Origin of the sequence: Actinophytocola algeriensis, from assembly GCF_014203735.1 — a bacterium.
In the GTDB taxonomy this organism is placed as follows: Bacteria; Actinomycetota; Actinomycetes; order Mycobacteriales; family Pseudonocardiaceae; genus Actinophytocola; species Actinophytocola algeriensis.
Genome location: NZ_JACHJQ010000005.1, coordinates 722,534 through 742,925 on the forward strand (window position 1 = coordinate 722,534; position 20,392 = coordinate 742,925).

Genomic DNA, 20,392 nt, shown 5'->3' on the forward strand with positions numbered 1-20,392 from the left:
AGCGGCGGTGGCCGGAAACGGTCATCCCCGCCCTCGACGACGGGTGTGCCGGGCTCAATGGTCAGGTGTCGAAACCGGTGATCAGCGTCATCGCGGCGATGTCGTCGCTCCTGGTGGTCCTCGTCGTCGTGATCGCGATGAACGCCCCGCGTGAAGAACCCGGGGCCACCGTGCTCGGTGCCGCGACCGAGCCGACGGCCACTTCGACCACAACGACCACGACCACCATGACCGCGGCGACCATCACGACCACCGTCGTTCCGGTGCCGACGACGACCACCCCCTGGACCCCGCCGCCTCCCGCGGACGGCGCGGACGTCGGTGCCTGCGCGGACCTGTCGTGCGACGTGACTGTCGCGCGGGGTGCCGAGATACCGCTGGCCCGCCCCGCTTCCCAGCACGGCCCCGCGTACACGCAGCTGTACCGCGTCGCGGTGCTCGACTACGAGGGCCGCTCCATCACGCTGCAGTCCCTGAGCCGGCTCGACGGGCAGCCCATCTTCACGGTCGACCTCAGCCCGGGGCAGTACACGGAGCTTCCCGACTACACGATCGCGTTCGTGGCGTTCGTGTCGCCGGGCATCGCCAACGTGAAGGTGTGCCGGACGTCCGCGGTCGACCCGCGTTTCGGCGGCGGCGGTTGTGCCTAGTCGCTGATCTCCCCGCCCGTGCGGCCGGTTTCCGAGTGGCCCACGAGCCGGTCCCGACCCGCGCCGCCGTCCTCGCGCGCGGGTGGGGGATAATCCGGGGTGTTCACGGGCATATCCGAGGAGGCACGCGGGTGAGTGGCGAAGGCCGTCCCGAGGTCGAGGTCCAGGAGTGCGAGGGCATCCGCCTCGCCATCGCGGCCACCCGGTGGCACGACCGGATCACATCCACGCTGCTGGAGCGGGCGCTCGCGGCCGCGGACAAGGCGGGTGTGAAGGAGCCGACGGTGGTGCGCGTGCCGGGCGCCGTCGAGCTGCCGGTCGTGTGCCAGGAACTGGCGAAGCACCACGACGCGGTCGTCGCGCTCGGCGTGGTGATCCGCGGTGGCACCCCGCACTTCGAGTACGTGTGCGACGCGGTGACCTACGGGCTGACCCGTGTGTCGCTGGACGAGTCGACGCCGGTCGGCAACGGCGTGCTGACGGTGAACGACGAGGAGCAGGCGCTGGCCCGTTGCGGCCTGCCGGACTCCGCGGAGGACAAGGGTTTCGAGGCGACGGTCGCCGCGCTGGACACCGCGATGGTGGTCCGCGGCCTCCGCCAGCCGTGGACCGAACGGGGGTTCGCGTGAGCGGCACCTGCGGAGCGAACAGCCAGGCACCCGACCGGCGCCTGCGCGGAGAGGGCGAGGTGCGGTCGTGATGTTCCAGGCGCGGCCCCGCAAGGTCCGGCTGCTGTCGATCATCGGCGCGGTGCTCCTCGTCGCCGTGTTCACGGTGGTCGCGATCCTGCTCCGCAACACCCCGACCGGCGTGTACTTCTACCTGTCCGACCAGGTCGCGATGGCCGGCATCGGTGTGCTCATCGCGTGCGGCGCGCTGATGTTCGGCCGGCCCCGCGTGCGGGCGGACCTCGAGGGCGTCGAGGTCCGCAACATGCTCGGCAGCCGCCGCTACGCGTGGCAGGACATCGAGTCGGTGAGCTTCCCCGACGGCTCGGCGTGGGCCCGCCTCGAGTTCCCGGACGACGAGTACGTGCCCGTGATGGCGGTGCAGGCCATCGACGGCGAGCACGCCGTCGCCGCCATGCGGGAGTTGCGCCGCCTGCGCCGCGAGGCGGAGACCAAGACCGAGGCCACCGCCGAAACGCGCTGAGTTCGCTCTGCGTCGCCGGGTGGCGTGCCCGCGGCCGGGGACCCTACTTTCGTCGTCATCCGGATGTATGCGTTTCCACCGGGACAACCACGTTCCGCACGACCGCGCCGCCGGAGAAGTAACCGGCTGGTCGCTGGTTCCTTCCGGCGTCCCTTCCTACCGTTTTGGACGTGAGGTGAGAACTTTCCTCACATTCGGTAGAAAGGGAATCCCTGCTCATGAAACTTCCCATGAAGGCATTGGGTGTCCTTGCCGCCGCAGCGGCGCTGGTGCCCTTCGGACTCACCAACGCACAGGCGTTACCGGTCGGCTACGGCGAGGCGGTGGCGTCGGAGGCCATCGCGTCGCTGACGGCCGACGGCCTCACCACGACCGAGGCCACCGACCTCCTCTCCGCTCAGCCCGCTCTCATCGCCACGGGTGAGCGGCTCGTCGACCGCGTCGGCCAGGACGCGGGCATGTTCATCGACCCGGCCACCGCCGACGTCGTGGTCACCGTCGTCGACCAGGCCGATGTCGCCGTCGTCGAGTCGGCAGGCGCGACGGCGAAGGTCGTCGACCACGGCATGGCCGAGCTGACCGCCGCGCGGGACGCGGTCGCGGAGGTGCTGCCCCCGGGCACGGCAGCGGGTATCGACGTCCGGGCCAACCAGGTCGTGGTCCGGATCGACGACACCGCCACCGGGCTCGGCGAGCTCACCTCGGTCAGCGAGCGCTACGGCGACCTCGTCCGCACCGTGCGCGTCACCGGCGCGTTCGACACGGCGATCTCCGGCGGCGACGCGATCACCGGCAGCGGCGGCCGCTGCTCGCTCGGGTTCAACACCACCGGCAACACCGGGATCACCGCGGGCCACTGCACCGGTGGCATCTCGTCGTGGAACGACGCGGCGGGCAACTACTACGGTCCGTCCATCGCGGCGAACTTCCCGGGGCAGGACTACGGCCTGATCCGCAACGACGGTGGCCTGGCCCAGCCGGGTGACGTGAACCTGTACAACGGCGGCTACCAGGACATCACCGGTGCGGCCGACCCGTACGTCGGGCTCTCGGTGTGCAAGAGCGGCAGCACCACGGGCCTGACCTGTGGGCAGGTCACGCAGGTCGGCATGACCATCTGCTACGCGCAGGGCTGCGTGTACAACATGGCCGAGTCGACGGCGTACGTGCAGCCGGGCGACAGCGGCGGCGCCTGGTTCGCCGGCGGCACCGCCATCGGCATCACGTCCGGCATGGGCGGCGGCTACAGCTACTTCCAGCCGGTCGTCCCTGGCCTGAACCTGTACGGGGTCTCCGTGTTCTGACCCCTTCTCACGACAGGTGGCCCGCCGGTCCTGCCGGCGGGCCACCCGCGTGTCAGCCCCTGGGCCCGAAGTCGGGGTACTGCTGCTGTTGCTGTTGCGGCGGGTACTGCGGCGGGTGCGGCGGGTACTGCTGCGGATGCGGGGGCCGGTACTGCTGCTGCGGAGGCGGCGGCCAGTGCGGCAGCGGTGCGTCCGGCCACGGGTGCTGCTCGCGGACCTGCTGCCGCAGGTGCAGGTCCGCGGACGTCGGCGGCTGCCGCGCGCGCCGACGCTTGGTGAGGACGATGCCCGCGACCGCGATGAGGACCAGCCCGGCGCCGAGGCCCAGCTGCACCCACCGGCCGGTCCGCGCGAACGCCTCCGCGTCCGCCTTCTCGTCGCGGACCTTCTCCCCGTACGTGTAGGTGTCCGTGACCACGCCGCGCTGGGTCTCCTCGCACACGTCGCCGGGTCTCATGACGTCGCCGCCGCACGTGATCTCGCCGGGACTGCCGTCGCTCCTGCCGATGCCGGTCCCCGATGCCGTGAGCAACACACCGAGCACCAGCACGACGATCCACCACTTCACGCGAACAGGCTGCCACGGCTCGTGCCCTGTTCAGGCCGCGTTGTGCACGGCCTGTGCGCGGCCGGGCGCACCCATCCGGTGCAACCGCCGCTGAACCATTCGGCACGCGGGCGCGTAGGGCTTTCCAGATCGTTGTTCCCGAGACACCGTTGGAGGTCCGGTTTTGACTGCTGTCGAATCCACCACGCCCACGAACACCCCCACGACCGGCACCCGGTCGCGCCGCGATGTCCTGTGTGGCCTGATGGTCGCGCTCGTCGCGCCAGGTGCCCTGGTCGCCGCCTGCTCGGACAGCGGTTCGTCGACCGGTGGCGCCACCACCACCGGCGGCGGTTCCACCCCCGCCGCGGGCGGCGGGTCCGCCAAGGGGCTGGCCGCGCTCGCCGACGTGCCGGACGGCAGCGGGCTCATCGTCGACAACCCGGGCGGTGGCAAGCTCCTCATCGCCCGCACCGGTGACGAGGTCAAGGCCTACAACGCCGCGTGCACGCACATGGGCACCATCGTCGACCCGCCGCAGGACGGCGTCGCGGTCTGCCAGAACCACGGCAGCGAGTTCGCCACCGAGGACGGCTCGGTGAAGAAGGGCCCGGCGACGCAGCCGCTGCCCACCGTGGCGGTGAAGGTCGAAGGCGACCAGGTCGTACTCGCCTGACCGACGGACTCCCCGAGCGAACGTGAGGTCCGTTCGGGTTATAGCCACGCACACTACCGCGCCGTAGGGTGATTTCTCCGTAACCATATGTGCGCGGTCGACCGCCGCGTGTGCTCGGGGAGTCAGGTCATGCGATCAACGAAGATCACCGCGCTCGCACTGGGAGCGTTACTCGCAGGCGGCCTCGTCGTCGCCAGCCCGGCGGCGAGCGTCGCCGACGACCGTCCGACCGCCATCGTGTCGCTGGGTGACAGCGCCATCTCCGGAGAGGGCGCCGGGGACTACGAGGCGGGAACCAGAGGCGAGAACGGCAACTGGTGCCACCGCTCCGCCAACGCCCTCGTCCACAGGACCGCGGTCGCCGACCACACGATCAACCTCGCGTGCAGCGGTGCCGAGGCGGCGAACGTGTCGCTCGCCGACACCACCCACTACACCGAGGGGTCGCAGGCCCGCCGCCTGATCGGCATCGCCCAGCAGTACCGCGTCACGACCGTCGTGGTGCAGGTCGGCGCGAACGACGAGCCCGCGTTCGCGGACACGATCCTCGACTGCATCGCCGAGTGGTTCAACCCGTTCGGCGCCGGCTGCCGCAAGAAGCTGCGCACCGAGTGGCCGCAGCGGGTCGCGGCCATGGCACCACGCGTCGAGGTGGCGCTGGCCGACGTCCGCTCCGCCATGTCGCAGGCCGGCTACGCGGACGGCTCCTACAACCTGATCCTGACCTCCTACGCGTCCCCGCTCACCGAGAACATGGACGCCACGCTGCACGGTCCGCAGGGTTGCCCGTTCAAGCTGGCCGACGCCGGTTACGGCCGCACGGAAGCCGTGCCGCAGCTCTCCGAGGCGCTGCGCGGCGCGGCGACCCGCTCCGGTGCGAAGTTCCTGGACTTCTCCCGCGCGACCGAGGGCCACGAGGCCTGCAGCGGCGGCGGCGACTCGTCCACCGAGTGGCAGAACCGGGTCAAGGTCGACCCGTGGGCGTGGGTGACCGGCGGCCTGGACGCCATCGGCATCCACATGGCCCAGGAGTCCTTCCACCCCAACGCGAGGGGCCACGCGCAGCTGGGCAGGTGCGTCACCGAGTTCGTGGGCTCGGGGGCGAACTCCGCGAGGTGCCTGGTCGGTTCGGACGGCAACGTCCACGCCGTCCAGTAGGCCGGACGGGTTCCCCGGCCACACCGGCCGGGGAACCCCGCCGGGTCACCAGCTCGGCATGATCGCTTCCGGGTAGCGGGAGCCGGCGCCGCCGTGCGGCAGGATCTCCTGGATCCGCGCCAGGTCCGCGTCGGTGAGCGTCACCTGTGCGGCCCCGACGTTCTCCGCGAGCCGCTCCGGGCTGCGCGTGCCGGGGATCGGCACGATGTCCTCGCCCTGCGCCAGCAGCCACGCGAGCGCGAGCTGCGTGACCGCGATCCCCTTGCCGCCGGCGAGCTCCGTCAGCGCTCGCACGGCCGCGAGGTTCTTCTCGTAGTTGCCCGGCTGCCACCGGTCGTCCCAGCTGCGCATGTCGTCGGCCGGGTACTCGGCGGCCGGCCGCACCGCACCGGTCAGGAAACCGCGGCCCAGCGGCGAGTACGGCACGAACCCGATGCCCAGCTCTCGCACCACCGGCAGCACGTCGACCTCGACGGCGCGTTCGAACACGGAGTACTCGGTCTGCAGCACGGACACCGGATGCACGGCGTGTGCGCGCCGGAGGACGTCCGGCCCCGCCTCGGACAGCCCGAGGAACCGCACCTTGCCTTCCGCGATCAGCTCGCCGACCGTGCCCGCCACGTCCTCGACCGGCACGGCCGGGTCGACGCGGTGCTGGTACAGCACGTCGATGCGGTCGGTGTCGAGGTACCGCAGGCTGTTCTCGGTCACCTCGCGGATGTGTGCCGGCCTGCTGTCGAGGGTGGCGCCCGTCGGGTCGCTCATGTCGAAGCCGAACTTGGTGGCGATGACGATCTCGTCGCGGAAGCCGGCCACCGCGCGGCCGAGGAGCCGTTCGTTGCTTCCGGTACCCCCGCCGTACAGCTCGGCGGTGTCGAACAGCGTGACCCCGAGCTCGCGCGCCCGCTGGATGGTGGCGATCCCGCCCGCCTCGTCAGCGGCGCCGTACGCCATGGTCATGCCCATCGTGCCGAGCCCGATCGCCCCGGCCTCGAGACCCTGCGTCCCGAGCCGCCGGACCGGCAGACCGTTCTTCCGCTGCTCTGTCATGCCATCGACGCTAGGGCCGCGTCGCCGCGCGGTCATGGGGCGTGGACCGCATAGTATTGCCTGATCCTCTCACCACGGAGCGCCCATGCTCGACGAACTCGCCGCCGTCGTGGCCCGCCACTGCCACGGCCTCTGGCGGGACACCGAGGTGCCGCGCCAGAACATCGTCGCGATCGACGAGCCACTCACGAACATCGATCTGCGGTACGAGACCATGGCCTGCTTCGTCGTCGACGGGGCGAAGCTCGCCATGGCGGGTGACCGCGGCTGGCTGACCGGGCGCGGCGACATGTTCCTCAGCACGGTCGGCATGCCGGTCACGGCGACCTTCGAACGCACCCCGTACCGCGCGGTGTCCCTGCGCCTCGACGGCGGCCCGCTCGCCGACCTGCTGCTGGAACTGGACGGCACCGGCAGCACGGCGGCCCCCGAAACGGACCGCCTGCTCACCGTGCCGATGACCCCCGAACTGGTCGACGCCGTCACCCGCTGGGTCCGGCTGCTCGACACCCCCGCCGACATCGCGCCGCTCGCACCCCGCGTGGAGGCCGAGATCCTGTACCGGCTGCTGGCAGGCCCGCTCGGTCCGACGCTGCAACAGCTCGCCATGACCGACTCGCCGGTGTCGCGGGTGCGCCGCGCCGCCGGCTGGATCACCGCGCACTACACCGAGCGCATCACCGTCGAGGACATCGCCGCGGAGGCGCACATGAGCACCGCGACGCTGCACCGGCACTTCAAGGCCGCCACGGGCATGAGCCCGCTGCGCTTCCAGAAACACCTGCGGTTGCAGGAGGCGCGGCGACGGCTCGTCGCCGGTGACGTCACGGCGGCCATGGTCGCGGAGGCGGTCGGCTACGTCAGCGCATCCCAGTTCAACCGCGAGTACCGCCGCGCGTACGGCCTGCCGCCCCTGCAGGACGCGGCCCGCCTGCGTGGCAACCTGGTGCGCTGGCCAATACCGTGACCGTGTTCGGGCATTTCACAGCGGGTGTGTCCGGCTTTGTCGGTGGTCGGCCGTAGGCTGGCCGGGTGGCAGATCCGTCGACATATCGGCCGTCGCCGGGCACGATCCCGGACGCGCCCGGGGTCTACAAGTTCCGTGAACCCGGCGGCCGGGTCATCTACGTCGGCAAGGCGAAGTCCCTGCGCAGCAGGCTCAACTCGTACTTCGCCGACGTCGCGGTGCTGCACCCGCGCACCCGGCAGATGGTGACGACCGCGGGCAGCGTCGAGTGGACCGTCGTCGCCACCGAGGTCGAGGCGCTCCAGCTCGAGTACAACTGGATCAAGGAGTTCGACCCGAGGTTCAACGTCCGCTACCGGGACGACAAGAGCTACCCCGTCCTCGCGGTGACGCTGCCCGACGAGTACCCGCGCCTGCACGTCTACCGGGGGCCGCGGCGCAAGGGCGTCCGGTACTTCGGTCCCTACGCCCACGCGTGGGCCATCCGCGAGACGCTCGACCTGCTGCTGCGCGTCTTCCCGGCCCGCACCTGCTCGAGCGGCGTCTTCAAGCGCCACGGGCAGATCGGCCGTCCCTGCCTGCTCGGCTACATCGGCAAGTGCTCCGCGCCGTGCGTCGGCCGGGTGTCCGCCGACGAGCACCGCGACATCGTCGAGGACTTCTGCGACTTCCTCGCAGGCAAGACCGACCACATGATGAAGCGGCTCGAGAAGGAGATGATCGCCGCCTCCGCCGACCTCGAGTTCGAGCGCGCCGCGCGCCTGCGCGACGACCTGGCCGCGCTGCGCCGTGCGATGGAGAAGCAGGCCGTGGTCCTCGGCGACGGCACCGACGCCGACGTCGTCGCGTTCGCGCACGACGAGCTGGAGGCCTCGGTCCAGGTGTTCCACGTCCGCGGCGGCCGGGTACGCGGGCAGCGTGGCTGGGTCATCGAAAAGATCTCGGACAAGATCGGCCAGGACGACACAGCGGGACTGGTCGACCAGTTCCTCATCCAGTTCTACGGCGACCAGGCCGAGCTCGCCGACGACAAGACGAGCGGGGACGACAGCCCCGTGCCGCGTGAGGTGCTGGTGCCCGCGCTGCCCGACGACGCCGACGCCATGGCCGACCTGCTGTCGGAGCTGCGCGGCTCGCGCGTCGCGCTCCGCGTGCCCCAGCGCGGCGACAAGCGCGCGCTCATGGAGACACTGGAGCGCAACGCGAAAGAGGCCTTCCAGCTGCACAAGCTGCGCCGCGCCGGTGACCTCACCGCCCGCTCGGCGGCGCTGCAGGAGCTGCAGGACGCGCTCGGCCTGGACACCGCGCCGCTGCGCATCGAGTGCATTGACATCAGCCACATCCAGGGCAGCGACGTGGTCGCGTCGCTCGTCGTGTTCGAGGACGGGCTGGCGCGCAAGTCCGAGTACCGCCGCTTCGCGATCAAGGAGGCGGCCACCGAGGGCGACGTCGCGTCGATCGCCGAGGTGGTCCGCCGCCGCTTCCACCGCTACCTCCAGGAGACCCGCGAGGAGCCGAGGGCGGGCATCGACCCGGAGACCGGGCGGCCGAGGAAGTTCGCGTACCCGCCGAACCTGCTGGTCGTCGACGGCGCGGGCCCGCAGGCGAACGCGGCCGCGGACGTGCTCGCCGAGATGGGCATCCAGGACGTCGCCGTCATCGGGCTCGCGAAACGCCTCGAGGAGGTGTGGCTGCCCGCCGACCCGGAGCCGACCATCCTCTCCCGCACCAGCGAGGGCCTGTACCTGCTGCAACGGGTCCGTGACGAAGCGCACCGGTTCGCGATCGCCTACCACCGGCAGAAGCGGTCGAAGCGGATGACGACCTCCGCGCTCGACGGCATCCCCGGCCTCGGCCAGAGCAGGAAAGCGGCCTTGCTGAAGCACTTTGGTTCGCTCAAACGGTTACGCCAGGCCACTGTGGACGACATCAGCGGTGTACCGGGTATCGGCGCGCACACGGCGGCTTTGGTACACAGTGCGCTGGCAGCGCAAACAGACAACGCGACGGGAGACTCTCATGACCGAGGCGCCTGAGGACCACGCGCAGGGCGTGGAGGTCGCGGTGGTGACCGGCCTGTCCGGCGCGGGCCGCAGCACCGCGGCCAAGTGCCTTGAGGACCTGGGCTGGTTCGTCGTCGACAACCTGCCGCCCGAGCTGATCTCCACGATGGTCGAGCTGGGCGCCAAGGCGCAGGGCGCGGTCACGAAGGTGGCCGTGGTGATGGACGTGCGCAGCCGCGCGTTCACCGAGGACCTCGCGTCGATCATCCGGGACCTGGACGCGAGCGGGTACAAGCCGCGCGTGGTGTTCCTCGAGGCCACCGACGACGTGCTGGTCCGCCGGTTCGAGCAGGTCCGCCGCGGTCACCCCATGCAGGGCGACGGCCGCCTGATCGACGGCATCAAGGCCGAGCGCGACCTCCTGGGCCCGCTGCGCGAGGACGCCGACCTGGTGCTCGACACCTCGACCCTGTCGGTGCACCAGCTGCGCGCCAAGATCGAGGACGCGTTCGGCAGCGACGCCGCCAGCACCACCAAGGTCACGGTGCTGTCGTTCGGCTACAAGTACGGCATCCCGATGGACGCCGACCTGGTCATGGACGTGCGGTTCCTGCCAAACCCGTTCTGGATCCCGGAGCTGAAGGACCTCACCGGCAGGGACGCCGACGTGCGGAACTACGTGCTCACGCAGGAGGGCGCGGAGGAGTTCCTGGACCGCTACCACGAGCTGCTGCGCCTGATCGGTGCCGGCTACCGGCGCGAGGGCAAGCGGTACCTGACGCTCGCGATCGGCTGCACCGGCGGCAAGCACCGCAGCGTGGCGATCTCGGAGGAGCTGTCCCGTCGCCTCGCCGACGAGGACCGGATGGCGGTGAAGGTGGTCCACCGTGACCTGGGGCGAGAGTGAAAGCCGTCGCTCTGGGCGGAGGGCGGGGTCTGCACGCGACGCTCTCGGCGCTGCGCAGGCTGACACCGGACGTGACCGCGGTGGTCACGGTCGCGGACGACGGCGGGTCGTCCGGGCGGCTGCGGCGTGAGCTGGGCCTGTTGCCGCCCGGCGACCTGCGCAAGGCACTGGCCGCGCTCGCCGGGGACGACGACGGGAACTCGTTGTGGGCCACGGTGTTCCAGCACCGCTTCGGCGGCACGGGTGCGCTGGCCGGGCACGCGGTCGGCAACCTGGTGCTCGCCGCGCTGCTGGAGCTCCTCGACGACCCGGTCACGGCGCTCGACGAGGCCGCGCGGCTGCTGGGCCTGAAGGGCCGCGTGCTGCCGATGTGCACCGAGCCGCTCGACATCGAGGCGGACGTGGTCGGTCTCGACGAGGACCCGGCCGCGGTCCGGCGGATCCGCGGGCAGGTCGCCGTGGCCACCACGCCGGGGCAGGTCCGGCGGATCCGGCTGCACACGGCGGGCGAACCCGATGACGTGCCGAAGGCGTGCCCGGCCGCGGTGACGGCCGTGCGAGAGGCGGACGTGGTACTGCTCGGACCGGGTTCGTGGTTCACGAGCGTGCTGCCGCACCTGCTGGTGCCTGAGCTGCACGAGGCGCTGATCGACACGGCCGCGTCCCGCATCGTGGTACTGAACCTGGTCCCCCAGCCGGGGGAGACCGCGGGCTTCTCCCCGGAGCGGCACCTGGACGTACTCTGCGAGCACGCACCGCGCCTTCGGGTGGACGCGGTGATCGCCGACGCCGACTCCGTGCCGACGCCGGACCGCCTGCGCACGGCGGCCGAGTCGCTCGGCGCACGGCTGCGGCTGGACGCGATCGCGGCCGCGGGAACGCGGGAGCGACACGACCCGGCGGCCCTGGCCGAGAGCCTGCGCGGTGCGTTCGACGAGGTCACCTCGGCGCGCCGCGACGGTTGATGGTGGGATGTACGCCTGCGTGGGAGGCGCGGTCCTGTGGGAGGGGGCGCGCGTGGCGGGAGAGGAGCAACCATCGTGGCGATGACCGCGGCGGTCAAGGACGAGCTGAGCAGGCTCGCGGTGTCCAAGACGTGTTGCAGGCGGTCCGAGGTGTCGTCGCTGCTGCGGTTCGCGGGCGGACTGCACATCGTGGGCGGGCGTGTGGTCGTCGAGGCGGAGCTGGACACCGGTGCGGCCGCGAGGCGGCTGCGCAAGGAGATCCACGACCTGTACGGGCACAACGCGGACATCCACGTGCTGGCGTCCGGCGGGCTGCGCAAGGGCACCAGGTACGTCGTGCGGGTGGTGAAGGACGGTGAGGGCCTCGCCCGCCAGACCGGCCTGCTCGACCAGCGCGGCCGCCCGGTGCGCGGACTGCCCGCGGCGGTCGTGTCCGGGGGAGTGTGCGACGCGGAGGCGGCGTGGCGTGGCGCGTTCCTGGCACACGGGTCGCTGACGGAGCCGGGTCGCTCGTCCGCGCTGGAGATCACCTGCCCCGGCCCGGAGGCCGCGCTGGCGCTCGTGGGTGCCGCGCGGCGGATGGGCATCCAGGCGAAGTCGCGTGAGGTCCGCGGCGCCGACCGCGTGGTGGTCCGCGACGGCGACGCGATCGGCGCGATGCTGACCCGGCTCGGTGCGCACACGTCGGTGCTCGCGTGGGAGGAACGGCGGATGCGCCGCGAGGTCCGCGCGACGGCCAACCGCCTGGCGAACTTCGACGACGCGAACCTGCGCCGGTCCGCGCGCGCGGCGGTCGCCGCGGCCGCACGGGTGCAGCGGGCGATGGAGATCCTGGGCTCGTCGGCGCCGGACCACCTCTCGGCGGCAGGCAGGCTGCGGCTGTCGAACCGGCAGGCGTCGCTGGAGGAGCTGGGCCAGCTGTCCGACCCGCCGATGACCAAGGACGCGGTCGCGGGCCGCATCCGCCGCCTGCTGGCGATGGCCGACAAGCGCGCGAAGGAGCTTGGCCTGCCCGACACCGAGTCGGCGGTGACCCCGGAGATGCTCGAGGCCGAGGTCTGACGGGGTCGTCAGGAGGAACCCGTCGTGGTGCCGATGGCCCAACCAGGCTGCTCGGTTCGGTCGGCGCGCCCGGAGTGAACGCTCGCTAACGTCGGGACTCAGGTGATCATGGGGGTGCGGTCCCTGCCTGTGCCCCGCGTCGCTTCGACACGTGATCGCCGCTGTCCTGACAGAGGAGCGACATGTGTGAACAGTGCGGCGCGCCGGCGCCGGACACGAAGATCAGCCGCCGCGTGCTCATCGCCGGGCTCGGTCTCGGCGCGGCCGCGGCCGGGATGACCACCTTCGCGGCGCCCGCGTCGGCGGCGACGCTGATGAACGGCAGCTGGTGCAACCCCGCGCTCGGATACTTCCCCTCCGGTGGCCACTACGGCGCGTCGCGGCCGGGCGGTGCGCACGCGGGCCAGGACGTCACGAACTCGACCGGCACCGCCGTCTACGCGGCCGCGGCGGGCACCGTCGTGCGCCGCCAGTGGGGCGGTGGGCTCGGCGGTCGCACCGGCAACGCCATCGTCATCGCCCACGGCAGCGGTGTGTACACCTACTACGGCCACCTCAGCGTCTACCGGGTCGCGCTCGACCAGCGCGTCTCGGCGGGCCAGCGCATCGCCGACATGGGTGCGACCGGCAACGTGACCGGTCCGCACCTGCACTTCGAGACCCACACCGGCGGCCTCGGCTCGACGGTCAACCCGGTCACCTACCTGGCCGCGCGCGGTGCCGACCTGGGTGGCGGCTGGTCGCGGCTCGACCCCGGCGCGGGCGGGGTCACGGTCCGGGTGATCCAGTACCTGATGAACCGGCGCGGGTACGACCTCGTGGTCGACGGCGCCTACGGCTCGGTGTCGGTGGCGGCCGTCAAGAAGTTCCAGTCCGCCTCGGGGCTGGTCGCCGACGGCCAGGTGGGCCCGGCGACGTGGCCGAAGCTGGTCTACTCGCTGACCGCGGGCGCGAACGGCGACCACGTCCGCGCGCTGCAGACCGCGCTGAACAAGCACAGCGCGGGGCTGGTGGTGGACGGCGACTTCGGGTCGGTCACCGGCTCGGCGGTGCGTGCGTACCAGAGCGCGAACCGGCTGGTGGTCGACGGCAACGCGGGTGCGATCACCTGGCGCGCGCTGGTCGGCTGACCCCGGACACGGCGCGAGGCCTGCCTGATTGACCCCCACGCAATCAGGCAGGCCTCGCCTTTCCTGGGTGCCGCACCCCCCTGGCGATGAGCCGTCCCCCGCCTCATCGCCGCTCCCGGCGTCCCCCCTACGCCAACACAAGAGCGGGCGTCGGGCACCCAGATACGCCTCCGGTCGGAAAAATCCCGATAACCAGTTCCGGCCCCCGCGCGGGCGCTCCAACTGATTCGATACAGTTGCCTTGCCCGCACATCCCGCGACCAGGCCAACCTCGGGCGATAGGGTGGGTCGGGCTGACCGACAATCACGAGCACGAGGAGACGCACGGTGACCGTTCGGGTAGGCGTCAACGGCTTCGGCCGTATCGGCCGCAACTTCTGGCGCGCGGTGCAGGCCAGCGAGCACGACATCGAGATCGTGGCCTTCAACGACCTCGGTGATGTCGCGACCATGGCCCACCTGCTGAAGTACGACAGCGTCCTCGGCAGGCTGCCGGTCGAGGTCAAGGCGACGGACGAGGGCATCTCGGTCGACGGCAAGACCATCAAGGCCTTCGCCGAGCGCGACCCGGGCAAGCTGCCCTGGAAGGACCTGGGTGTCGACGTCGTCATCGAGTCGACCGGGTTCTTCACCAAGGGCGACGACGCCCGCAAGCACGTCGACGAGGGTGGGGCCAAGAAGGTCATCATCTCGGCACCGGCCAAGGGTGAGGACCTCACCGTGGTCATCGGTGCCAACGAGCACCTCTACGACGGGTCGCAGACGATCATCTCCAACGCGTCCTGCACCACCAACTGCCTGGCCCCGCTGGCCAAGGTCCTCCACGATGCGTTCACCATCGAGAAGGGCCTGATGACCACGATCCACGCGTACACGCAGGACCAGAACCTGCAGGACGGCCCGCACAAGGACCTCCGCCGCGCGCGTGCGGCCGCGCTGAACGTCGTGCCGACCTCCACCGGTGCCGCCAAGGCCATCGGCCTGGTGCTGCCGGAGCTGAACGGCAAGCTCGACGGCTACTCGCTGCGCGTCCCGGTGCCGACCGGCTCGATCACCGACCTGACGGTCGACCTCGCCAAGGAGGTCACCCTGGACGAGATCAACGCCGCCTACCGCACCGCGGCCGAGGGCCCGCTCAAGGGCATCCTCCGCTACAGCGAGGACCCGATCGTGTCCTCCGACATCGTCACCGACCCGGCGTCGTGCATCTACGACGCGCCGATCACCAAGGTCATCGGCAACCAGGTCAAGGTGTACGGCTGGTACGACAACGAGTGGGGCTACTCGAACCGCCTCGCGGACCTGACCGCGCTCGTCGCGTCCAAGCTCTGAGGTGTCGATGAAGACGCTCGACGACCTGCTCGCCGAGGGTGTGGCCGGTCGGCGCGTGCTGGTGCGCGCCGACCTGAACGTGCCGCTCGACGGCGAGACGATCACCGATGACGGCCGCATCCGCGCGTCGCTGCCCACGATCAGCAAGCTGGTCTCGGGCGGCGCGCGGGTGGTCGTCACCGCCCACCTCGGCCGCCCCAAGGGCGCGCCGGACCCGAAGTTCTCGCTGCGGCCCGTCGCCACCCGGCTGAACGAGCTGCTCGACGCGACCGTCACCCTCGCTCATGACGTCGTCGGCGACTCCGCGAAGGCAGGCGTGGACGGTCTCGCGGACGGCGAGGTGGCGCTGCTGGAGAACATCCGCTTCGACGCGCGCGAGACCAGCAAGGACGAGGCCGAGCGCGGCGCGTTCGCCCGTGAGCTGGCCGCACTCGTCGGCGACGGCGGTGTGTTCGTGTCGGACGGTTTCGGTGTGGTGCACCGCAAGCAGGCCTCGGTGTACGACGTCGCCAAGCTCCTGCCCGCCTACGCGGGTGGTCTGGTGCTGGCTGAGGTCGAGGTGCTGCGCAGGCTCACCGGCACGCCGGACCGCCCGTACGTGGTGGTGCTCGGCGGCTCCAAGGTGTCCGACAAGCTCGCGGTCATCGAATCCTTGCTGCCCAAGGTGGACAAGCTCCTCGTCGGCGGCGGCATGTGCTTCACGTTCATGGCCGCAGAGGGCCTCGGGGTCGGCTCGTCGCTGCTCGAGGGCGAGATGATCGACACCTGCAAGAAGCTGCTCGCGGAGGCGGGGGACAAGATCCTGCTGCCCGCGGACGTCGTGATCGCCGACAGGTTCGCCGCCGACGCCGCGACCGAGACGGTGCTCGTGGCGGAGATGCGCGAGGACTGGATGGGCCTCGACATCGGCCCGATCACCGCCGAGCGGTACGCAGCGGCGCTCGCCGACGCGGGCACCGTGTTCTGGAACGGCCCGATGGGCGTGTTCGAGATGGCGCCGTTCGCCGAGGGCACCCGCGCGGTCGCACAGGCCATTGTGGACGGGAACTCCTACAGCGTGGTCGGCGGCGGCGACTCGGCCGCGGCCGTGCGCGCGCTCGGCCTGCCCGAGGACGGCTTCTCGCACATCTCCACCGGCGGCGGCGCGTCGCTGGAGTTCCTGGAGGGCAAGGAACTTCCGGGCGTCGCGGTTCTGGAGGAGTCATGAGCCGTCAGGTGTTCATCGCAGGCAACTGGAAGATGAACCTCAACCACCTCGAGGCCATCGCCCTGGTGCAGAAGATCGCGTTCTCCCTGCCGGAGAAGTACTTCGCCAAGGTCGAGGTGGCGGTTCTCCCGCCGTTCGTGGACATCCGCAGCATCCAGACGATGGTGGACGGAGACAAGCTGAAGGTCCGCTACGGCGCACAGGACGTGTCGCGGTACGAGTCGGGTGCCTACACCGGCGAGGTGTCGGCCGCGATGCTCGCGAAGCTCGGCTGCTCGTACGTGACGGTCGGCCACTCGGAGCGCCGCGAGTACCACGCGGAGACCGACGAGCTGGTCAACGCCAAGGTGAAGGCGGCGCTGAAGCACGACATCGCCCCGATCCTGTGCATCGGCGAGAAGCTCGAGGTGCGCGAGGCGGGCACCCACGTCGAGTACACGACCGACCAGCTGATCGCCGGCCTCAAGGGCGTCAAGACCGACCTGGTGTCGAAGGTCGTCATCGCGTACGAGCCGGTGTGGGCCATCGGCACCGGCCGCGTCGCCACCCCGCAGGACGCGCAGGAGGTCTGCGGCGCGATCCGCGCGAAGCTGGCGGAGAAGTACGGCCAGGAGATCGCCGACAGCGTCCGCATCCTGTACGGCGGCTCGGTGAAGTCCGGCAACATCGGCGATCTGGTGAAGCAGGACGACATCGACGGCGCCCTCGTGGGCGGCGCGAGCCTGAACGCGGAGGAGTTCACGAAGCTCTCCGCCATGGCCGCGGGCGGCCCACTGCCGTGACCCCACTGCCGTGACGGTGGGAAAGGCGCGTTCGGGACGACACCGTCCCGAACGCGCCTTTCGTGTCATCAGAACGGTGTGACGGTCACCGTCATCGACGTCGGGGCCGGGTCCTCGATGTAGGACGCGTGCTCGCACACGTCGTCGAAGGCGAAGCCGTACGCCTTACCGTCCACCGTGTTCTCGTGCATGATCCGCGAGTAGTGGTTGGTGACGGACGGCTTGTAGTACGTGCCCGCGTCGGCGACCGGCTGGTTGCCGGTGCTGGTCAGCACGCCCCGGTTGAAGCCCGCGCCCAGCGTCGCCGCCACCGGGCCCGTCACACCGTCGTTCGGTGCGGCGAGCGCGCCGTCGCAGAACAGGACGTCCCGCGTCGACGGCTTGGTGAACGCCCGCACGCCGCCGTCGAAGACGAACTGGCCGCCCTGCACCGAACCCGAGAACGTCCGCGCGCCCGCGGTGACGATCATCGTGTTCGAGCTGTAGTGGTTCCACACCTCGTCGATCAGGCCCGCGAAGTAGTCGCTCGCGAACCGGCCGGCGTCCAGCCCGTGGCCGGGTGCGATCACGCGCAGGTCGTCGATCACCAGGTTCTCGAATCCGGGCGTGCCCGCGAGCGCGGAGAACACCGCACCGCGGCCGCCGTCCTTGAGCCTGCCCGTCTTCTGCTGCGCCGCGCCCGACAGCGAGATCTCCATCGGCACCGACAGCATGTCGACCATGGTGATGTTGCAGTGCATCCCGGCACCGTCGTAGGTGAACTCGGCGCAGTCGTGCAGGACCGGGTAGTTCGGGTCGGCCTCGACCCAGCCCGCCGGGTAGGCGAGCGCGTTGCCCGGGTTGCACTTGAACTTCAGCTTGTCGCCGAGCGCGACGTAGATGCGGCCGGACATGCCCTGTGGCAGGGACAGTGTCCGCGATCCGCTGACCTCGATCGCGTAGTCGGTGTAGCCGTCCGGGCCGTTGTCGGCCTCGGACACCGGCACGAGCGCCCCGTCGGCCGACAGCCTGCACTGCCGTCCGGAGGCGAGATCGGTGCCGACGACGTAGGTCCAGAGCGGACCGCGGCCGGACTCGTTGGCGATGGTGAGTGACAGAGGTGCGAGTGGTGCCGCACTGGCGAGCCTGACCGCCAGTGGAGCTCCCACGGTCGCCGCCGCGAGCCCCCCGAGGAACGAGCGACGAGAGATCATGCGTGTACTCCTCACTGTCAGGTGCCCAGCACTGGGCACCGCGGAGGCCACGCGGAGCAACAAAGGTCGAACGGTCCCGCAAGGAGTATTGACCAGTTTGTTCTCGTGCGCAACAATCCCGTCCACAGCGCCCTGGGGCGCTGCGTAACGATCAGCGGGCACCAGGTAACCTGTTGCTTCGACCGTAAGACGCGGTCCCGTGCCGACAGCGAGGATGAAATGGAACTGGCTCTGCAGATTGGTCTGATCGCCACCAGCCTGCTGCTTATCCTTCTGGTCCTGCTGCATCGCGGCCGAGGTGGCGGTCTGTCGTCACTGTTCGGTGGCGGTATGCAGTCGAGCCTCTCCGGTTCCAGCGTCGCGGAGAAGAACCTGGACCGCGCGACGCTGTTCATCGGCGCGATCTGGCTCATTTGCGTGATCGGGCTCGGCCTGCTCATCAAGGTCGCCTGAACCCTCCCCGTTCGGCGGCGGACGGGGCGTTCTCCTTTTCCCGTGTGAACCACCTTTGTGGGGGTGTGAGAGTCGATGGCTGGTGGTAGTGCGATTCGGGGTACTCGAGTCGGCGCTGGGCCAATGGGCGAGTCGGAGCGGGGTGAGTCGGCACCACGCCGGCGGGTCTCCTACTGGTGCGCCAACGGGCACGAGTCGCGGCCGTCGTTCGCGCTCGACGCCGAGTACCCGGAGTCGTGGGACTGCCCGCGGTGCGGGCTTCCCGGCGGCCGGGACGAGCAGGAGCCCCCGAAGGCCCCGCGCAACGAGCCCTACAAGACCCACCTCGCGTACGTGAAGGAGCGTCGCTCGGACGCCGACGGCGAGGCCATCCTCGCCGAGGCCCTCGCGAAGCTCCGCAAGCAGCGCGAAGGAATCTGACGAAGCAGTAGCAACACGAAAGGCCGCCGGATCGGACCTGAGTCCGATCCGGCGGCCTTCGTGGTTCTCAGCCAGCCAGGGGGTAGGTGGCTGAGACCCGGAAGCCGCCCTCGGCGGTCGGTCCTGCCGAGAACGTGCCCCCGAGCAGTCCGGCACGTTCCTTGAGACCGATCAATCCGTGACCACCGGACGGCAGTACCGGCTTGCGTGCGTTCGCCCGCCCGTTGCGGACCTCGACGACGAGCGTGTCCTGCTGCGTGCGCACCCGCACCGAGGCACGCGAGCCCGCCGCGTGCTTGCGCACGTTCGTCAGCGCCTCCTGCACCGTGCGGTACACGGCGTGCGACACCGACCGCGGCAGCCGAGACGGTTCCGTCTCCACGTCCAGCGCCACCGGCACCTGGTCGCTGCGGAAGTTCCGCACGAGGTCGTCGAGCTCGTCGAGTCCCGGCTGGCCCTGCTCGGCCTCGTCGCCCGACCGCAGCACGCCGACCAGGTTCCGCAGCTCCTCGAGCGTCCGGGTGGACAGCTCGCGGATCGTGCGTGCCGCCTGCTCGGTGTTCTCGCCGGTGGACACCTGCAGCGCGCCCGCCTGCATGGCGATGAGGGTGACCTGGTGGCTCACGACGTCGTGCATCTCGCGGGCGAGCCGCGCCCGCTCCGCCGCGCGGATCGTCTCCGCCAGCAGCTTCTTCTCCCGTTCCCGGCTCGACGCCAGCTCACGGATGCGGGCCGACAGCTCCTGCCGCGCCGAGATCAACAGGCCGATGGCGACGGGCATCCCGGCGATGATCACCGCCCAGATCACGTTGAGCGCGTGCTCCTGCCAGCTCAGCGCCACGAACTCGGACAGCGGCCACCGCACGTAGCCGCAGAGGAAGACCAGGATCGAGCCGACCACCATCCGCCAGGACAGGAGCCGGTGCTTCTTCGCCAGCGAGCCGAGGGCGATCATCGCGGCCAGCTGCGACCAGCCCGTCATGAACCCGGGCACGGTGACCAGCACGGCGAGGAACGGCACGTGCCTGCGCATGACCATGGCGGCCACGGCGACGGCCGACAGCCAGATCGAGTAGGCGGGGGCGTCCTCCGGGATGACCAGCCACACGTCGAGCACCGCGAGCAGCAAGGCGCCGACGTCCGAAACGATCCCGCGGGCACGTGGACTGGCGCGCAACGCCTGCAACCACCCGGGCAGCCTGCGGGTCGCCGCGAGGCTCGGCCGCGGCAGGATCCGGACGTCGTCGATCGCCTTGGGTGGGAACATTGACGCGACCAGGACGGGACCTCCAGTCTCGGTGCGACCAGGGCGCAAGGATGGCTCGCTCCTGCCCGCGCGTTGCCGCGGCAGCTCCGCACCGGCGGGCACGCGGTCGCGTGTCTCGGCCGCGTGATGCTGTCGTCGGTGTGACATAGGCTCGGCCTCCCTCCGGA

21 protein-coding genes are annotated in these 20,392 nt (G+C 70.8%); 17 read left to right on the forward strand and 4 right to left on the reverse strand.

From position 1 onward, the window contains the following. Nucleotides 1-65: 65 nt before the first annotated feature. From FHR82_RS25995 to FHR82_RS26010, 4 genes are all read left to right on the forward strand, one after another. Nucleotides 66-650 carry a hypothetical protein gene (locus FHR82_RS25995; protein WP_184813094.1) on the forward strand — a complete coding sequence of 195 codons (585 nt, stop codon included), beginning with the start codon at nt 66-68 and terminating at the stop codon, nt 648-650. Between the two features lie 131 nt (nt 651-781). After that, nucleotides 782-1,279: a 6,7-dimethyl-8-ribityllumazine synthase gene (ribH, locus tag FHR82_RS26000; RefSeq protein WP_184813095.1), complete on the forward strand. Its 498-nt coding sequence runs from the start codon at nt 782-784 to the stop codon at nt 1,277-1,279. A 70-nt stretch (nt 1,280-1,349) separates the two neighbouring features. Continuing rightward, nucleotides 1,350-1,802, forward strand: coding sequence for a PH domain-containing protein (locus tag FHR82_RS26005; RefSeq protein ID WP_184813377.1), 453 nt, complete (start codon nt 1,350-1,352; stop codon nt 1,800-1,802). Nucleotides 1,803-2,032: 230 nt separating this feature from the next. Continuing rightward, on the forward strand, nt 2,033-3,106 hold the full coding sequence (locus FHR82_RS26010) for a S1 family peptidase (protein WP_225943873.1): 1,074 nt from the start codon (nt 2,033-2,035) through the stop codon (nt 3,104-3,106). Between the two features lie 52 nt (nt 3,107-3,158). Here the strand turns inward: FHR82_RS26010 and FHR82_RS26015 are convergent, their stop codons facing one another. Continuing rightward, nucleotides 3,159-3,674 (reverse strand): hypothetical protein, encoded by a 516-nt coding sequence (locus tag FHR82_RS26015; protein ID WP_184813097.1) that lies wholly within the window; start codon nt 3,672-3,674, stop codon nt 3,159-3,161. A gap of 163 nt (nt 3,675-3,837) precedes the next feature. On the opposite strand from FHR82_RS26015, the gene FHR82_RS26020 reads away from it, so the two are divergent. Further along, nucleotides 3,838-4,329 carry a Rieske (2Fe-2S) protein gene (locus FHR82_RS26020; protein WP_225943872.1) on the forward strand — a complete coding sequence of 164 codons (492 nt, stop codon included), beginning with the start codon at nt 3,838-3,840 and terminating at the stop codon, nt 4,327-4,329. 129 nt (nt 4,330-4,458) lie between these two features. Then, nucleotides 4,459-5,487: a GDSL-type esterase/lipase family protein gene (locus FHR82_RS26025; RefSeq protein ID WP_184813098.1), complete on the forward strand. Its 1,029-nt coding sequence runs from the start codon at nt 4,459-4,461 to the stop codon at nt 5,485-5,487. A 45-nt stretch (nt 5,488-5,532) separates the two neighbouring features. Here FHR82_RS26025 and FHR82_RS26030 read toward each other — a convergent pair whose 3' ends face one another. Beyond that, complete coding sequence (locus tag FHR82_RS26030; protein ID WP_184813099.1) at nt 5,533-6,537, reverse strand: aldo/keto reductase; 1,005 nt, start codon at nt 6,535-6,537, stop codon at nt 5,533-5,535. Nucleotides 6,538-6,622: 85 nt separating this feature from the next. Here FHR82_RS26030 and FHR82_RS26035 point away from each other — a divergent pair, with 85 nt between their 5' ends. The 9 genes from FHR82_RS26035 (at nt 6,623) to tpiA (ending at nt 16,892) form a co-directional block, all read left to right on the forward strand. Then, a complete protein-coding gene (locus tag FHR82_RS26035; protein ID WP_184813100.1) occupies nt 6,623-7,504 on the forward strand; it encodes an AraC family transcriptional regulator in 882 nt (293 codons plus the stop codon). 65 nt (nt 7,505-7,569) lie between these two features. Continuing rightward, nucleotides 7,570-9,540: an excinuclease ABC subunit UvrC gene (gene uvrC / locus FHR82_RS26040; protein ID WP_184813101.1), complete on the forward strand. Its 1,971-nt coding sequence runs from the start codon at nt 7,570-7,572 to the stop codon at nt 9,538-9,540. Continuing rightward, entirely contained in the window at nt 9,524-10,414 is an 891-nt protein-coding gene (rapZ, locus tag FHR82_RS26045) for an RNase adapter RapZ (protein ID WP_184813102.1), read from the forward strand. The genes uvrC and rapZ overlap by 17 nt, the downstream gene beginning before the upstream one ends. Next, nucleotides 10,411-11,379, forward strand: coding sequence for a gluconeogenesis factor YvcK family protein (locus tag FHR82_RS26050; protein WP_184813103.1), 969 nt, complete (start codon nt 10,411-10,413; stop codon nt 11,377-11,379). The genes rapZ and FHR82_RS26050 overlap by 4 nt, the downstream gene beginning before the upstream one ends. A 75-nt stretch (nt 11,380-11,454) precedes the next feature. Further along, the gene (gene whiA / locus FHR82_RS26055) at nt 11,455-12,441 is read left to right on the forward strand and encodes a DNA-binding protein WhiA (RefSeq protein WP_184813104.1); all 987 of its coding nucleotides are present in this window, start codon (nt 11,455-11,457) and stop codon (nt 12,439-12,441) included. Between the two features lie 182 nt (nt 12,442-12,623). After that, the gene (locus FHR82_RS26060) at nt 12,624-13,571 is read left to right on the forward strand and encodes a peptidoglycan-binding protein (protein WP_184813105.1); all 948 of its coding nucleotides are present in this window, start codon (nt 12,624-12,626) and stop codon (nt 13,569-13,571) included. A 327-nt stretch (nt 13,572-13,898) separates the two neighbouring features. After that, a complete protein-coding gene (gene gap, locus FHR82_RS26065; protein ID WP_184813106.1) occupies nt 13,899-14,903 on the forward strand; it encodes a type I glyceraldehyde-3-phosphate dehydrogenase in 1,005 nt (334 codons plus the stop codon). 7 nt (nt 14,904-14,910) lie between these two features. After that, entirely contained in the window at nt 14,911-16,110 is a 1,200-nt protein-coding gene (locus FHR82_RS26070) for a phosphoglycerate kinase (protein WP_184813107.1), read from the forward strand. Further along, complete coding sequence (gene tpiA / locus FHR82_RS26075) at nt 16,107-16,892, forward strand: triose-phosphate isomerase (RefSeq protein ID WP_184813108.1); 786 nt, start codon at nt 16,107-16,109, stop codon at nt 16,890-16,892. The genes FHR82_RS26070 and tpiA overlap by 4 nt, the downstream gene beginning before the upstream one ends. A 68-nt stretch (nt 16,893-16,960) precedes the next feature. Here tpiA and FHR82_RS26080 read toward each other — a convergent pair whose 3' ends face one another. Beyond that, entirely contained in the window at nt 16,961-18,085 is a 1,125-nt protein-coding gene (locus FHR82_RS26080; RefSeq protein ID WP_184813109.1) for a beta-1,3-glucanase family protein, read from the reverse strand. 219 nt (nt 18,086-18,304) lie between these two features. Here FHR82_RS26080 and secG point away from each other — a divergent pair, with 219 nt between their 5' ends. Continuing rightward, nucleotides 18,305-18,538 carry a preprotein translocase subunit SecG gene (secG, locus tag FHR82_RS26085; protein WP_184813379.1) on the forward strand — a complete coding sequence of 78 codons (234 nt, stop codon included), beginning with the start codon at nt 18,305-18,307 and terminating at the stop codon, nt 18,536-18,538. Between the two features lie 75 nt (nt 18,539-18,613). Further along, complete coding sequence (locus FHR82_RS26090) at nt 18,614-18,958, forward strand: RNA polymerase-binding protein RbpA (protein WP_184813110.1); 345 nt, start codon at nt 18,614-18,616, stop codon at nt 18,956-18,958. 67 nt (nt 18,959-19,025) lie between these two features. On the opposite strand, the gene FHR82_RS26095 is transcribed toward FHR82_RS26090, so the two are convergent. Continuing rightward, entirely contained in the window at nt 19,026-20,225 is a 1,200-nt protein-coding gene (locus tag FHR82_RS26095; RefSeq protein WP_184813111.1) for a sensor histidine kinase, read from the reverse strand. Between the last annotated feature and the right edge of the window lie 167 nt (nt 20,226-20,392).

Excerpts from the sequence above, each read along its gene's own strand:
- FHR82_RS26030 (WP_184813099.1), bottom strand. The coding sequence starts at position 6,537 with ATGACAGAGCAGCGGAAGAACGGTCTGCCGGTCCGGCGGCTCGGGACG.
- FHR82_RS26080 (WP_184813109.1), bottom strand. The coding sequence starts at position 18,085 with ATGATCTCTCGTCGCTCGTTCCTCGGGGGGCTCGCGGCGGCGACCGTG.
- FHR82_RS26070 (WP_184813107.1), top strand. The coding sequence starts at position 14,911 with ATGAAGACGCTCGACGACCTGCTCGCCGAGGGTGTGGCCGGTCGGCGC.
- FHR82_RS26010 (WP_225943873.1), top strand. The coding sequence starts at position 2,033 with ATGAAGGCATTGGGTGTCCTTGCCGCCGCAGCGGCGCTGGTGCCCTTC.
- secG (WP_184813379.1), top strand. The coding sequence starts at position 18,305 with ATGGAACTGGCTCTGCAGATTGGTCTGATCGCCACCAGCCTGCTGCTT.
- tpiA (WP_184813108.1), top strand. The coding sequence starts at position 16,107 with ATGAGCCGTCAGGTGTTCATCGCAGGCAACTGGAAGATGAACCTCAAC.
- rapZ (WP_184813102.1), top strand. The coding sequence starts at position 9,524 with ATGACCGAGGCGCCTGAGGACCACGCGCAGGGCGTGGAGGTCGCGGTG.
- FHR82_RS26090 (WP_184813110.1), top strand. The coding sequence starts at position 18,614 with ATGGCTGGTGGTAGTGCGATTCGGGGTACTCGAGTCGGCGCTGGGCCA.
- FHR82_RS26035 (WP_184813100.1), top strand. The coding sequence starts at position 6,623 with ATGCTCGACGAACTCGCCGCCGTCGTGGCCCGCCACTGCCACGGCCTC.
- FHR82_RS26025 (WP_184813098.1), top strand. The coding sequence starts at position 4,459 with ATGCGATCAACGAAGATCACCGCGCTCGCACTGGGAGCGTTACTCGCA.
- FHR82_RS26005 (WP_184813377.1), top strand. The coding sequence starts at position 1,350 with ATGTTCCAGGCGCGGCCCCGCAAGGTCCGGCTGCTGTCGATCATCGGC.
- FHR82_RS26095 (WP_184813111.1), bottom strand. The coding sequence starts at position 20,225 with ATGTTCCCACCCAAGGCGATCGACGACGTCCGGATCCTGCCGCGGCCG.
- FHR82_RS26060 (WP_184813105.1), top strand. The coding sequence starts at position 12,624 with ATGTGTGAACAGTGCGGCGCGCCGGCGCCGGACACGAAGATCAGCCGC.